12 protein-coding genes and 2 pseudogenes are annotated in these 13,543 nt (G+C 59.4%); 11 read left to right on the top strand and 3 right to left on the bottom strand.

Annotated features, from left to right (window positions below; translation table 11 throughout):
* Position 1: 1 nt before the first annotated feature.
* Positions 2–496 carry a hypothetical protein gene (locus tag BCA01S_RS36420; protein ID WP_027775773.1) on the bottom strand — a complete coding sequence of 165 codons (495 nt, stop codon included), beginning with the start codon at positions 494–496 and terminating at the stop codon, positions 2–4.
* 79 nt (positions 497–575) lie between these two features.
* On the opposite strand from BCA01S_RS36420, the pseudogene BCA01S_RS39600 reads away from it, so the two are divergent.
* The 6 genes and pseudogenes from BCA01S_RS39600 to BCA01S_RS03800 form a co-directional block, all read left to right on the top strand.
* A pseudogene (locus tag BCA01S_RS39600) lies at positions 576–761 on the top strand (translesion DNA synthesis-associated protein ImuA); the annotation flags it as partial.
* Positions 762–1,113: 352 nt separating this feature from the next.
* Positions 1,114–1,831: pseudogene (phoU, locus tag BCA01S_RS34420) on the top strand (phosphate signaling complex protein PhoU).
* Between the two features lie 549 nt (positions 1,832–2,380).
* The gene (locus tag BCA01S_RS03825) at positions 2,381–3,688 is read left to right on the top strand and encodes a hypothetical protein (protein ID WP_027775772.1); all 1,308 of its coding nucleotides are present in this window, start codon (positions 2,381–2,383) and stop codon (positions 3,686–3,688) included.
* A gap of 185 nt (positions 3,689–3,873) precedes the next feature.
* A complete protein-coding gene (locus tag BCA01S_RS03820; protein ID WP_027775771.1) occupies positions 3,874–4,386 on the top strand; it encodes a hypothetical protein in 513 nt (170 codons plus the stop codon).
* 760 nt (positions 4,387–5,146) lie between these two features.
* The gene (locus BCA01S_RS36415) at positions 5,147–5,638 is read left to right on the top strand and encodes a hypothetical protein (RefSeq protein ID WP_052369402.1); all 492 of its coding nucleotides are present in this window, start codon (positions 5,147–5,149) and stop codon (positions 5,636–5,638) included.
* Between the two features lie 53 nt (positions 5,639–5,691).
* Entirely contained in the window at positions 5,692–5,895 is a 204-nt protein-coding gene (locus tag BCA01S_RS03800; RefSeq protein WP_027775769.1) for a cold-shock protein, read from the top strand.
* Positions 5,896–6,658: 763 nt separating this feature from the next.
* Here BCA01S_RS03800 and hfq read toward each other — a convergent pair.
* A complete protein-coding gene (gene hfq, locus BCA01S_RS34410) occupies positions 6,659–6,922 on the bottom strand; it encodes an RNA chaperone Hfq (RefSeq protein WP_042317934.1) in 264 nt (87 codons plus the stop codon).
* A gap of 155 nt (positions 6,923–7,077) precedes the next feature.
* On the opposite strand from hfq, the gene BCA01S_RS03790 reads away from it, so the two are divergent.
* Both BCA01S_RS03790 and BCA01S_RS03785 read left to right on the top strand, forming a co-directional pair.
* Complete coding sequence (locus BCA01S_RS03790) at positions 7,078–7,299, top strand: hypothetical protein (protein ID WP_027775768.1); 222 nt, start codon at positions 7,078–7,080, stop codon at positions 7,297–7,299.
* A gap of 473 nt (positions 7,300–7,772) precedes the next feature.
* Positions 7,773–9,455 (top strand): phospholipase C, encoded by a 1,683-nt coding sequence (locus BCA01S_RS03785; RefSeq protein ID WP_042317931.1) that lies wholly within the window; start codon positions 7,773–7,775, stop codon positions 9,453–9,455.
* Positions 9,456–9,842: 387 nt separating this feature from the next.
* On the opposite strand, the gene BCA01S_RS38880 is transcribed toward BCA01S_RS03785, so the two are convergent.
* Positions 9,843–10,061, bottom strand: a complete 219-nt coding sequence (locus BCA01S_RS38880; RefSeq protein WP_027775766.1) for a hypothetical protein — start codon at positions 10,059–10,061, stop codon at positions 9,843–9,845.
* 706 nt (positions 10,062–10,767) lie between these two features.
* Here BCA01S_RS38880 and BCA01S_RS03765 point away from each other — a divergent pair.
* The 3 genes from BCA01S_RS03765 to BCA01S_RS34400 form a co-directional block, all read left to right on the top strand.
* Positions 10,768–10,989 carry a hypothetical protein gene (locus BCA01S_RS03765; RefSeq protein WP_027775764.1) on the top strand — a complete coding sequence of 74 codons (222 nt, stop codon included), beginning with the start codon at positions 10,768–10,770 and terminating at the stop codon, positions 10,987–10,989.
* 172 nt (positions 10,990–11,161) lie between these two features.
* Positions 11,162–13,132, top strand: coding sequence for a non-homologous end-joining DNA ligase (gene ligD, locus BCA01S_RS34405; RefSeq protein ID WP_156955024.1), 1,971 nt, complete (start codon positions 11,162–11,164; stop codon positions 13,130–13,132).
* Positions 13,133–13,254: 122 nt separating this feature from the next.
* Positions 13,255–13,543 (top strand): helix-turn-helix domain-containing protein (locus tag BCA01S_RS34400; protein WP_042317927.1); only part of this gene is annotated, 289 nt, incomplete at its 3' end.

The following is a 13,543-nucleotide window of genomic DNA, read 5'->3' as shown; positions in this document are numbered from 1 at the left end:
TTTATTTGGCCAGCTGGCAGGTCCTGGAATCAAAGCCAAGCGTCATGTTCTTCGTCACCTTGGGTATGACAGCCATGGGTTCGTCCGGTTTTCGGTCTAGATAGGTGACGACGATGGAGCGGCCATGGAACACAATCGACCGCGGCATGATGCGGTCGCCAAGGAAGACGGCGTTGGTCTTACTACAGTCACTGAATGCCACCGCTACGTAACTGAAAATGCCGCTACCGCCCGGTTCGTCCGCCAGGAATATCGCGGCAGCAGGCTTCGAGTCAAGCCGGCCACCGACGGGCTTGCCGACCACACGCGTCACGTGCTGGGTCGCTGAACCACGCGCGGCCGGTACCGCTCGCTTGCCATTCGACAACTTCACGTCTTCGTTGCCGATGCGGAAGGTCGCATTCTTGTAGTCGACATCGACAGTTCCAGCCTGGGCGCGGACGGCTACCAGCGCGAGGCAGGTCGCGATTGCGGCGGCGGTCAACTGCTTCCTCATAATTCATGCGCTCCGTCAGGAAACGTCTGCCGCGTAGTCGCGAAGTGAACGTTCCGAAGTTGTTGTTCTTTGATGCCACATGGCCAGCGCTACAGTCACCGCCGAAGAGATACATTCGCCCCTGTGGCGGGCGTCTCAGCTCGCGCGTGGCCCTGGCCGGGGCGTCGGGACCGGCTACCCAGCTCTGTCTGCTGAACTACACGGCGCAGGCTGGCCGGTCGGCGCGCTTGTCGACCTGATGGTGCAGCAAACCGGCGTTGGCGACCCCGATGGATGAATCGGAGTCCTCGATGCGAAGCGCTGGATGCTACGTACATATGCACCGAGCGCGGACGAGGCGTGGACGGCCTGCGGCTGAATTCCAGCTGCGCTGGGGCCGGCTCATGGCTGTCCGACGAAGATGCCTACCCATCACACAAGGGGCCGGGATTCGCTGTAACGTGGGAAATCCCTGCTGCGGCTTAGCGACGAAATTGGTGAAGCCACCGTTACGGCCGCCGAATGTTGATAACGACTCATTGACGCTTCCAGGTGGGAAAGCTGCCGAACAGACTTTTTCAACCTGCATTGCACGACCGTCGATTGCTTCACCGGTTGTTATCGACTCGGGAGCGACCATGCCAGACAAGCACCTTTCCAGTAAGTTTGATGCAGACCTCAACCTTCTTTCATCAAGGCTTCTCGAGATGGGAGGACTTGTGGAGTCACAGATTGCATACGCGCTCGAGGCTCTAAAAGAATTCGATACGGTACTCGTTGACCAGGTCCTCGAGGGTGAACATCGGCTCAATGCCATGGAAATCAAAATCGACGAGCATGTCACCAATATCATTGCTCGTCGACAGCCCGCCGCACGTGACCTGCGATTCCTTATGGCCACTTCGAAGTGCATTACCAACCTGGAGCGTGCGGGCGACGAAGCGCGGAAAATAGTGAAACGTACGCGGCGCATCCAGGCGAGCGTCGGACGGCTAAAGCGTCAACGCCGCTGAAATCAAGGCTTCCGGCGAAATGGCCTTGCACATCCTGCGCAGAGCGCTGGACGCGTTCGCGCGGATGGATACGGTTGCCGCTGCGAAGATTGTCCGCGATGACGAAGCTATCGATAACGAGTTCAAGGCGTTCGTGCGCAAGCTCGTCACATCCATGACGGAAGACCCTCGAACCATCTCGATTGGACTGGACTACCTGTTCATCGCTAAAGCTATCGAGCGTATCGGCGACCACGCGAAGAACATTGCTGAATATGTGGTCTATGTTGCCAAGGGTGCCGACGTTCGTCACGTCTCCCGAGGACAGCTTGAGCGCGACGCGCTGGGAAGTAGCCAGAACTGAAAAGGGAAATGACTACCCGGTAGACTGGTGATTGACATGCACGGACGCTTGTCAGGATAGTTGGTTACGACCCCGCGTTAGCCGTTGGGAGTTTTTCATCAGAGGCAGTTGGCAGCAGGCGGCGTCAGGCACAGGTACCCATTCGCATAGTCCATGGCAAACACGACAAGAGACAATCGATAAACGTTAAGAGCAGTCAGCGCTTTTCTACGCCGCCCAGCGCCCAGCGCCGGGTAACTTTCGTCCACGACCACAAGGCTGCGGAACAGGTAAAAATGCTAGGTGCGACCTGGTCAATACCACCCTCGGGCCAACACGCTTGCCCTAGCTTGGGGCCCCAGCGGGCCGAACAAAGCTTACTTTTGTCGGCCGCTCGTCAGTCGCTGGCGCACCAGGTGACATCGCGCGCCCGTTCGGACTTCAAGCCTCGCTCACGCCCCGACGCCCCTTGAAGCTACCTCGGAAGACAAGGGCAGCCGCCGGTTTACGGCCTCCGCCGAGTGTGCAAGTATTTGCAAGCGCACACCGCACACCTTTGCGAGGTTCAGGATGGCCTGGAAGCTCTGGAAAACCGAGAAGCGACACGATGAGACGCAAATCTGGCCCAGCGATACGCATCAGTCGATACAGCAGCTTCTGGGCATGTACCTGGGCAGCGACGCTGTACCCTTCGCAGGTTGGGCCGCGCCTGGCATCACATTCACGCAAGATGTCGAACCGCTCGTTCGTAGCGGAGTCCGGGGATATCAGCTTGCCCTGTGGTTCTGGCTCTTTGCCGAGAAGCACGGCACTATTGCGGCACGAATGGTACGCGAGTCGTTCTGCCTGCTCGCCGAGGTAGCGCAGCCGTCGTCGGGCGACAATATTGATGCGCTCCTCGAGCTCGAAAACCGCTTGGCGCATTCTGTCGAGGCGATTTCCTCTGAACAGCGCACCTTCTTGCAGGAGGGCCTGTCCGTGGAACTACCGATGGAGTTTTTCCTGGCCGCAGGCTTCCTACGTCTCGCCCCCGAATCTCCTTACGCCGGTAACGAGGGTGCCAATCTGCAAGGGAACGAGTACAAGCTGGCGGACTGTTTTCGCCATGCAACCGAGGAGGCGCTGGCGGTGTTCCGACCGATGATAGCTGCAGTCGACTTCGACGCAAAATCACTGCCCAACTGGAAATGGAGCGCTCGTCCAGGCGCTACCGAGCGCCACCTGCAACGACGTTACCGCAATCCGCTGTTTCCCCTGCATCGCCAGATGGTGACGGCTCACGAGGTCTATGAGGCCCGTCTTGCCGACGCGCAAGCCGTTCAGGACATCGGGAACGAGCTTGGTGAGGTGAGCCGCACGTTCTCCCAGACGGCTGAACTGCCGCTGAACTGGCAGTCCTTCCTCGAAGGATATCGTGACCAGGTCGACAGACTCGATGAACGTCGCCTCGTGGCTGGCGGGCAGAACGCACCACTCGGCGACGCCATTGGACGCCTGCGCACCGACATCCTCACGACCTGGCGAGCTTCGATTCACAAGAACCGGCACAGCCTTGCCGCCCTTGAGCAGCAAGAGGCGCAAAGGACCGAGCGACGCGCGCTTCTGTACGGGTGCGACTGGACTGCACAGCTTCTAAGTCACGGGTCTCTGATACCGCCAGACGAGGTCGTTCCTGCCCTGTTGAGCGAGTCCCAGTCTCAACTGGAAAAGGTGGTGACCGGCCTCCAGGCCGAACCACGACTGCATGAGACGTTTGAGCAATGTCGTGCAGCCGCGCATCGGCTTGTCGACGAGTTGCGCGCGGGCGGTCACAATATTCCCGATTTCGGCGACAAGCTTCGCATTCTTGACAGCGCCTCTGGGCAGGCGCCGGCCTGACGTCGCCTTCTCCAAGGCTATTTCCATAGTTGCAGGAAGCCGTCGTCTCGACGCCTTTTCTTTTCTGCCGCATACCGTGTCCGACTGACCAATCGCACCGAGAGAACGACTCAGTTCGTGGAGGTGTAAGCTAACTGTATCAAAGGCACGGCGAAGGTTACGTCGGTCGGACCCCGGAGCTGGTTATGAAAACGCTGGGTGCAACGTCGCGCGCGGGCCGCGTCGTTGCGATGGTGGTCCTGTCCGCAGCTTTGTCCGGTTGCTACTATTACGTGCCCTACGGCTATGTTCCGTACGGCGAAGTGTCGGCCGCAGCGCCGCAGCAATATCCTTTCTCGATGACCGACGCAGTCGCGACCGGTGCAGCCGCGTCAGATGTAACCGCATCGACGAACGCCTATATCGCACCAGCCGCGCCCGTCTTCGTCGTGCCTGCGTATTACCCCGTCGCGTATCCGTACTACGGCTGGCCCGCGTGGTGGGGGCCATCGGTGTCACTGAGCTTCGGCTACTGGGGCGGATGCTGTTATGGCGGGGGCCGGTACGGCTACTGGGGCCACCACGGCTATTGGGGCCATGGATATCGGGGCGGTTGGGGCGGTCATGGCAGTTGGGGTGGGCACGGATACCCAGGGCGTGGTATGGGCGGCGGCGGCCAATATTGGGGCGGTGGCGGCGGTCACGGGCGTTCGCATTGAACGCTAACCGAGATGCGCTCGGGTTCAAAGTTCCCCGACAGCTGAGGCTGTGGGTGAACCCGACGCAGCTCGCCAACGCGCGGCAGCGTCGGACCGGTGCGGTGACCAGTTTCAGCTCCATTGCACGTCGGCGAGTCTTTTCAAACAAGGAACTAATGGAAGCAGCGGAGCCCCAAAAGCCCCGGGTTTTCGCTTCAGTCGCGCTGAACGTGCCGCCGCCTGGCCTCACTCCCTATGGCGCAGGCAATAGACATCATCGGGCTTCTGGCTGCGGGGTTCACATTCGGCGTCGGCCACGCGCTTGGCGTCGCCATTTCATGGACCCTTGGCGCGGTTGCGCCGCTGTGATTGACGCGGTCAGAGCCGTCGTTTCCACCGCCGGGTCACTACCCCGGAAATCACTTCCGCGCCCCGGAACGTCGTTGGGGGGCTGCGGCGATGACGCCGGCAACGCTGACATCGGGCGCCATACATCTGACCAGCATCGGTCATTTCGAGCGTAGTGCTGGGAACGACCGCCTCAGACGCGCTTTGGCCGCACGGCTGGACCGGGCATTGAAGAGGGCTGGCATCAGTTCGGCACGCGCAGCTAACTGGCTCGGTGTCAGTGAATATGAGGTGGAGTATTGGCGCGGCGGAATCACGGTGCCGCCGCTGAACGCTTGCATGCGCCTTGCCACGGTCATCCAACTCGACGTTCACTGGCTTTGCACTGGGCAGCCCCGGGCCTCCTGATTCCCACTTCATGGCAATCGGGGGCATGCAGTTCTCTCTCTTGCCTATACGTTCTGACGTTGGCGGGCCGCTCGGCATCGCGGTCACCATCATGCCGCTGCGCGTTTTGTCTCATGCGGAAAGCTGTTTTCTCGCACAGCCGGGGTTATTCGATGTGACGAAGCCAGCAAAAGGAAACAATGTCTTCGAGGAGACAGCACGTCTTAAGGTCTACGAGATGGAACTGGCGAGAGCCACCTCGCATATCGCGAGCACGCTGCACGAGCACACCACGCTGGCGGCGGTCGCAGAAACCATTCAGGACTTCCACGCGTTGCACGGACGCGACGACCTTACGGAATTTGCGCTCGCACTCCGTGGAAGACTGGAGCAGCGCGGCAAGTCGGCGGCGGTGAGGGTGCTCCAGCACTTCGCAGAACGCGGGCATTTGCCAGATGCAGTACCGAAGACGTCACACGGACCGGTTCCTGCTCCCGTACCCGGCGTCCGGAAGCGAGCACGAACTCGCGCAAAGTGAGTGGTGGTCTACCGACGTCGGCCGCATGCAACACTGACTTTTGGAGAACTGATATGACAACGGGAACAGTAAAGTGGTTTAACGACGCGAAGGGGTTCGGCTTTATCACGCCGGACGACGGCGGAGAAGACCTGTTCGCTCACTTCTCGGAGGTTCAGGGCAGTGGCTTCAAAACACTGCAAGAGAATCAGAAGGTCAGCTTCGAAGTGAAGCAGGGGCCGAAGGGCAAGCAGGCGGCCAACATCATGCCGCTGTAACAAGCCCGGCGTTCGCCTCGTCACGATGAATGGGACGTTATGCGGCGCATTTCGCAAAACGTACTGACAACCAGATGGACACCCGCGTGCACGACGTGCCGCATATGGAATGCTCGTCCTAACCGCGTACCCCTAAGACGTTGCGCTTTCTCGCACGCGACGCTCGAAATCCTGGCGCAGCCGTGGTTTACTGGCTGGGGGCGACGGAGCGCTCTGGGGAACCCGGCTTTTTCAACGCCATGCAAACATAGGACCGTTGATGCAGTTGGTTTTTCCCGACGAACGGCCTGGCGTCTTCGTGGAGCGGGACGCTGTTCAGAGAGTCCTGGATTCTGGAGTCGTGAAGCGACCCGTTTTCAAGGACGGGTCGTAGCTCGACGTTCGATATGACGGCCCTTTCCGCGCCCTCTTCAACAAGTGAACGACGCCTCCGTACCTCTGTCGTCGCGGGAGACGGATACCGTCCGCGAATACGGCGACAGAACGGCGATGCGACTTCGCAGCTAGTGGCGCCAATTGTTCTAAGCGAGCTTTCGCAGCACGGCTGGACATGACCATCAAGCGCGCAAAGGTTACTTCCAGTCGGGTGACGAGGTCGCTCGGCGTACCAGAATACGACGTGACCCTTCGGCGCGCCGGCGTTATCGTTCCGAAAAGTATGATTGTCCACGCCTGTCTGAACTTCTCGACGTGGACGTCGCTTGGCTATGCGCAGGTCAAGTGTAGACCACAGCATGTCATGGCAGTTTTCACTCGCGCGAACTCACAAGTCGTTCCGCTTGTCCCGACTCACCGCCGCGCCCAAACCGAGTGCGAAGTCCCTTCCATTGACAGGTAGCACGGTCGAGATGGCATGTTTGAAAACAAGTTGTGAACCCGAGCCAGACTCCAGCACAACCGCGAATCGGTCAAAGGCGGCCAGTTGACCGCTCAGCCTGATGCCGTTCACAAGGAACACGTTTACGGCGGCCTTGTCGTCTATAAGCACCCGCAAAAAATTTTCTTGTACGTCCGGCAATGCAGCCATGTCAGCGGTCCCGGCGAGAGGTGTTTCATTCTAGCGGCGATACCAGACCCACAGCGGTCCAGATGAAGTGTATTACTGCCACTCGGCGGCGTTAAGTTATATCAATCGGACGCGAACCGCCTCCGATTTCTCCGCTCATTGCGAATGAGCCACGCATGGCAATACGAAACGGACAATTTACTACGCTTATCGCGATGACTGACTTGGGTGCGGCGGTTGAATCGTTCGCGGCGGACGCTGAACGTCAGGCCGAGGTAGCGCAGCGAGGTGCGGAGATCGTCATCACTTCACACGTGGTTCGACAACAACTTTCGGACCACAGTGCTGACGCGATGGATGGCCAGATGCATCCCCACCAAGCGATGACTCAGCCATGAGAATCTGGTCCATCTGCCCTTGCATTGTCTTCATCTGCTCCTGAAGCTGCGCCAGATTCTTGTCGAATTCAGCGCGCCTGCGGACGGTGTTTTTGGACCGCTTTGTGGGGCAGCTGTGTCCTTGGATGCAGCTTGCACGACCAGGGACGTCAATGCGATACCAGCAGCGAAACCTGTTTCATGCGCGTAGTGCAAACCTTCATTGTTGTACAGTGACGAGGGTGAAAGAATCGGTGCGCGAATTCGTATTCGCATTAACGCTTCTTCACGCGCGCTGCACAAAACGATGAATTCGACAGATTGCTGGGCTTTGGCACGTCGGTGTGCTATGTACCCTGTGTTGACCGGCGTAGCGGCCTGGTACTCCCTCCGAGGCGACTATCTCGTCGGGACCCTGAAGGCTCGCGGAGTGACGCGGCAGTGCCGGACACGTCTACACCATTAAGCTAATAGAGCGACGCCCGGAACTACATATGCTTTCCAGAACCCTCCTGCAAGGCGTAGCGGGCATCGCTCTAAGCGTCTCCCTGTATGCATGGGGCGACGCAAGCAACGCATTGACTGCGGTCTCAGCACAGAATCAACTTCCGACGTCGACCCCCATCAAGCACCTCGTTGTGATTTACAACGAGAACGTGTCCTTTGACCACTACTTTGCGACTTACCCGAATGCGACCAATCCGGCGGGCGAACCCGTCTTCACGGCTGCACCCGGCACTCCGACGGTCAACGGTTTGAGCGGCACACTGCTGAATAACAATCCAAACTTCATCAATTCGCGAAACGGTGCGGGTGCAGTGAATCCATTCCGCCTCGACCGCACACAGGCTGCGACGGCCGACCAGGACCACACCTATACCGCGGAACAGCAGGCCTATAACAATGGCGCTGCCGACCTGTTCCCGTTGTACGCTGGTAAAGGGTCGCGCAGAGGCGCCGGCGCCTTCGGCACGACCGGCCAGGTGATGGGCTACTACGACGGCAACACTGTTACCGCCCTATGGAACTATGCCCAACACTTTGCGATGAGCGACAACGCGTATTCGGATACGTTCGGTCCGTCGACACCGGGTGCCCTGGAGGTTATCTCCGGCCAGACTAACGGCGTTCAGCTGGTCAAGACCAGTCAGCAGCCATTTAATCTGACGACGGCTTCAAATTCGTATTACGTCAACGATGGTCAGGGGAGCGTTACCCTCATCAATGATGTCGACCCAGCAAACGACCTGTGCTCTAGCACGACGGACCAGATTCTGATGTCAGGCAAGAACATTGGCGACCTGCTCAACGCCAGGAACATAACGTGGGGTGGTTTCATGGGCGGTTTCAATCTGACGACGACTAACGGCAACGGTACGACCGGGTGCAAACGCAGCACGGTGACGCCAGCGGTCGGACGCATAACAGCCGATTACATTCCCCACCACAACTGGTTCCAGTATTACGCATCGACGTCGAATCCGAAGCATTTGCGTCCTGGCGCCACGGCAGCCATCGGCTACACGCTGCAGTCCGACGGTAAGACGGTTGACCCGGCAAATCACCAGTATGACTCCGACGATTTCTTCGCCGCTGTGAAGGCGGGGAACTATCCATCGGTGAGCTTCATCAAGGCACCAGCGTTCCAGGACGGCCACGCTGGTTATTCGGACCCGCTAGACGAACAGGCCTTTACGGCCAAGGTGGTCAACTTCCTGCAGCAGCAGCCGGACTGGAAAAGCACGGCAGTCATCGTCACGTGGGACGATTCGGACGGCTGGTACGACCATGCGTATGCAACTCCGACCAGTTCATCGTTCGACGCGCAGGCGGACCGACTGAACGGTTCTGGCAAATGCGGTACGGGGACGGCTCCGCTCGGCCTGAACGGTGCTCCGGTGAACGGCCGATGCGGTCCCGGTACACGTATCCCGTTCATCGTGATTTCGCCTTGGGCCAAGGTCAACTACGTTGACCACACGCCGATTACACAGGCATCGGTGGTTCGCTTCATAGAAGACAACTGGCTCGGCAGCCAACGCCTTGGCGGTGGCTCCTTTGATGCAACAGCCGGTAGCATCCTGGGCCTCTTCGACTTCAGTGGTAGCGGCAGCAATCCGACCGTGTTCGTGGACCCGAACCGGGGCCTGGTGGTTCCTTCGGTACCTGCCTTCTAATCCCGCGATTCGCTTCAGAGCCAGACGCGGATGCCTGGAAGGCTGCGCAGAGCAATACACAGCGGCAACAAACCACTCCCGGGAGGTTTGCGCTAAACGATTTCCCGGCGAGACCAGCAGGGCATATAACAATCCGCCCGCAAAGACAGACGTGCCCACCTAAAACGGCCGCGAGAAAAAGTTAAAACCTCATTCGCTAGATATGTCTTTACTCATTCGTATCATCGAACAGTCTCTCAGACATTAAAGCCATTCAATGGATGGGACTCTTTTTAGGGCGGACAACCGCATCCTGCGGATGCTCAAAGGAGGCCTCATGCGCAGGGAAAGAAGGAACCACCTTGACCCGGCTCAACGCATTGCTGAAACGCAGAGCAGCTGATGGCTCTAGCTATGAGCATCGACCCACGCACGAGCCCAATCCAACCCTGCAAGCTCAGCGTCCTCCTCACTTTCAAAGTGGCCAAGGACACCTGAAGCATGGACAAACTTGCCGCGAAGGGTGATGGTTCCGCTCGCCGCATAACGTTCTCTCTGCAACTGGCCCTCGAGCTCAACGATTGAGTGTCCCCACACCTGATACCCCTGGTAGCTCTGCGACTGCATTAGCGGACGACGTGAGCGGTTAGCGCGTGGCCGCGTACGCGAAGGACGTTGCCCTCCGGCGTGACTTGCCGCGGGATTTCAGACATGTCCGGTTCGTCTTTGGGCAAAGTCCTTGGCGCATTGCCTTGTTTCGCGACGAGCTTTGATGCAGGCGCCGATGTGCGCCGCGAATTCACCTTCTTCGCATGCAAAACGACGTGCCGCCGCACGGCGAGCTTGTGCAGGGCAGTCGCCCTGTGTGGCGCACTCGCGCGCGCCTCCGGCGGATTCCAGACTTCCGAATATATGCCGGCTCCGAAAGCAGTCGGCGCAAGCGCCGCCGTCAACAACGCAAGTCCAAGTCTTCGCACGCTTTCCCCCTTGCCTGGTGGCTTCCCGAGTGGTTTCGCTAACGCGGCCCAGGGCATCGAAGACAGCGGACTCGCTGACCCAACGACATGAGCTCGCCGAGCGCCGATTAACCCTTAGCCGCAAACGTCGCAATTTCCGCATGGGCATGCTGGCGGCCGGGCTCACGACCATCTTGCGGGCCTTTGCTTCGGAAAACCTGGCCGTTCGCCGTCACGAAAACATCTGCCCAACACTGTACATTCATACAGGTTTTCGTGCAATGACGTCAGCCCATTCGTTGTGACATCCAAGGTGTCACAGAGCTCGGAACGTCGTTTGCTGTTCGTAGTGTCTCTTCCACGATATAAGAGTAACGATGGCAGGCGACAATTCCTACAAGCCGGGCGAAACAGTGAAAGTCTCGGGCATCTACTCAGTGGTGCATGACGATGGCAAAGACACGTTCGAGGTGACGTGCGTCGAGGGTGAGCACTTTCCACCGACGCGTAGCGGCAAGGGCGCGCACTTCGAACTGAAGTACGCGGCAACGCATTCGCACAAGCATGGAGAACTCCAGGGCACCGAAGCTCGAAGTTGAGCCGCATTCACCGTGGCAACCCGGCGTTGACCTGCCGCAGTCGCAGGCTTTCGCGTCGAGCCGTTGCCCGCGCGCGTACCGCGTGACAGGCGGGATACCGCGCGAGATGTAGTGTGCGCCCGACAGGGTAGTCGTGCATCGTTCACAACGCGGCTCTTCGTTGGACTGCTCAATGGCTACAGCACGCGGTTCGCAATCTCCGGCCCTAAGCCGTTACGGGAAGATGCGAGACTTCGGGCATACGCCCGAACCGGCGCCCGCGGGACGAGCGACCCGTCGCCCGGCGCGCCTCGGTTTCCTCATCCAGAAGCATTGGGCGAGCCGCCTGCATTACGACTTCCGCCTGGAGCTCGACGGTGTGCTGGTTTCGTGGGCGGTACCCAAGGGCCCGTGCTACGACCCGAAAGAGAAGAGAATGGCCGTCCACGTGGAGGACCACCCGGTCGAATATGCAACATTCGAAGGCACGATTCCGCCAAAGCAATACGGTGCCGGGAAGGTGATTGTGTGGGACCGCGGGACGTGGGAGCCGGTCGGGGACGCTCACAAGGCGATGAAGGCGGGCAAGCTGGTCTTCCGCCTCCATGGCGAAAAGCTGGCCGGCTCATGGGAGCTGGTGCGTATATCCAAGCCGGAGGATAGCCAGGACCAGTGGATGATGTTCAAGAAGCGCGACGAGTGGGCTCAACCGTTAGCCGAGTATGACGTCATTAAGGCGCTGCCTGACAGCGTCACGACAAAACCGCTAGGCCTCATCGAAGAGCGCGAGCCGAAAGTATCCCGGCCCGCGCCGGTCACTCCGCCGGCGATAGAACTGTCGGCCGCAGTCCGCGCGCCGTTACCCGCAAAACTCGAACCGCAGCGCGCGACCCTGGCCTCGTCGCTACCTACAACCGGCGACTGGATAGTCGAATCCAAGCTGGATGGTTACCGGATGCTCGCCCGGGTCGACAAGGGGCGCGTACGGTTATTCACAAGCGGCGGCCACGACTGGACGAAGAAACTCGCGACGCTGGCGGCTGAAGTCGCGGAACTCCCCCTCTCGAGTGGATGGCTGGACGGCGAGATAGTCGTGCTCAGGGACGGACTGCCGGATTTCGGCGCTTTACAGACTGCGATAGATGGCGCAGCGAATAACGAAATCGTCTATTTCCTGTTCGACCTTCCGTACTGTAACGGGGATGACCTGACGAATGTCCCGGTATGGGCGAGGCGCGCGCGACTGGCACAGCTTCTTGAGAACGATAGCGACCGCATACGCTTCAGCCAGGACTTTGACGCTCCCATCGTGCAGATGTTTGAGGCCGCAGCCGGACTCGGACTCGAGGGGCTGATGCTGAAGCGTCGCGACGCCCGATATGAGTCCGGACCGACCGAAACCTGGCTAAAAGCGAAATGCCGGTTGAGGCAGGAGCTTGTTGTCTGTGGCTTCACCGCCAGGGGCGGTAAGGAAGGCGAAGTCGGCAGTTTGCTGCTCGGCTACTACGTAGGCAAAAAGCTTCACGACGCGGGTAGCGTGGGCACTGGCTGGAACGCTGGAACAGGCAGAGACCTCTGGCAGCGCCTGCTTCCTCTGCAACGCGATACGAGCCCGTTCGACGTTGCAGTATCAAAGCCAGGCCGCTGGTCCAGGCGTGCCGCCGGCGCTGAACGTTGGGTACATCCAGAGCTGGTTGCCGAGGTCGAGTTTGCGGAGTGGACAGGCGAAGGCGTTGTCCGGCAGGCTTCCTTCAAGGGCTTACGTGTTGATAAGCCCGCGCACCGCGTAGTCCGCGAAACCGGAGAAGCGCTGACGCCTGCTCCTCTCTCGCAGGCGAAGGTCACGCATCCGGAGCGGGTCATTGACCCTGCGAGCGGCGTCAGCAAACTCGAACTCGTCCGCTACTACGAAAGCGTCGCCGAGTGGATGCTGCCGCACCTTGTAGACCGGCCAATTGCAGCCGCCGCATACACCCGACGGACTCGGGCTAAGCTACATCGGCCTGTCCCTCGACCAGGTGCTTTACGTCAAGGCGCCCAAGACAGCGGACTCGCTTTGGTCGGCAGAACAGATTCTGCGGGCCGGAAGCTGCGGGGCGCTCGTTTTCTGGAGCTAGGCATCTGTCCTTGTTGGCGGCTTCGTTGCGGCATTGATACCGCATAGGTTTGACGACCCGCTGTCTGTTTTCCATCCTACTTCAAGCAGTTCAACGACCGCTTTGGCCGGCGCATTCAACCGGTGGATGCAACACACTGAAGACTGCGTAAGCAGCAGGAGTGTTGCAAATGAAACAGCGACGCCGGATTTATTACAGCGGGACGCAGAAGGCGCTGATGTGGGAGCGTTGGCGCAAGGGCGAATCGCTGCAGAAAATTGCCCAGCTTTTTGATCGGAACCACTCGTCAGTTCAAGGGATTCTTGCTGAAACAGGCGGTATCCAGCCACCACAAAGGCACCGATCGAGGTTGGCGTTGACGCTGGAGGAGCGCGAAGAGATCTCGCGAGGGCTCGTGGCTGATGATTCGATCCAGTCCATTGCGAAGCGACTTTCGCGTGCGCCTTCCACTATCTGCC

It is taken from the genome of Paraburkholderia caledonica NBRC 102488, assembly GCF_000685095.1.
Taxonomy (GTDB): Bacteria; Pseudomonadota; Gammaproteobacteria; order Burkholderiales; family Burkholderiaceae; genus Paraburkholderia; species Paraburkholderia caledonica.
The sequence above is the reverse complement of the archived record's forward strand: the minus strand, read 5'-3'. Positions and strand labels throughout refer to the sequence as shown.

What these genes read in the sequence shown, in the direction of transcription:
- BCA01S_RS36420 (WP_027775773.1), bottom strand. Translation starts at nt 496, where the DNA reads ATGAGGAAGCAGTTGACCGCCGCCGCAATCGCGACCTGCCTCGCGCTG.
- BCA01S_RS03790 (WP_027775768.1), top strand. Translation starts at nt 7,078, where the DNA reads ATGGCAATACGAAACGGACAATTTACTACGCTTATCGCGATGACTGAC.
- BCA01S_RS03825 (WP_027775772.1), top strand. Translation starts at nt 2,381, where the DNA reads ATGGCCTGGAAGCTCTGGAAAACCGAGAAGCGACACGATGAGACGCAA.
- BCA01S_RS03765 (WP_027775764.1), top strand. Translation starts at nt 10,768, where the DNA reads ATGGCAGGCGACAATTCCTACAAGCCGGGCGAAACAGTGAAAGTCTCG.
- BCA01S_RS03820 (WP_027775771.1), top strand. Translation starts at nt 3,874, where the DNA reads ATGAAAACGCTGGGTGCAACGTCGCGCGCGGGCCGCGTCGTTGCGATG.
- BCA01S_RS03785 (WP_042317931.1), top strand. Translation starts at nt 7,773, where the DNA reads ATGCTTTCCAGAACCCTCCTGCAAGGCGTAGCGGGCATCGCTCTAAGC.
- BCA01S_RS03800 (WP_027775769.1), top strand. Translation starts at nt 5,692, where the DNA reads ATGACAACGGGAACAGTAAAGTGGTTTAACGACGCGAAGGGGTTCGGC.
- BCA01S_RS38880 (WP_027775766.1), bottom strand. Translation starts at nt 10,061, where the DNA reads ATGCAGTCGCAGAGCTACCAGGGGTATCAGGTGTGGGGACACTCAATC.
- BCA01S_RS36415 (WP_052369402.1), top strand. Translation starts at nt 5,147, where the DNA reads ATGCAGTTCTCTCTCTTGCCTATACGTTCTGACGTTGGCGGGCCGCTC.
- ligD (WP_156955024.1), top strand. Translation starts at nt 11,162, where the DNA reads ATGGCTACAGCACGCGGTTCGCAATCTCCGGCCCTAAGCCGTTACGGG.
- hfq (WP_042317934.1), bottom strand. Translation starts at nt 6,922, where the DNA reads ATGGCTGCATTGCCGGACGTACAAGAAAATTTTTTGCGGGTGCTTATA.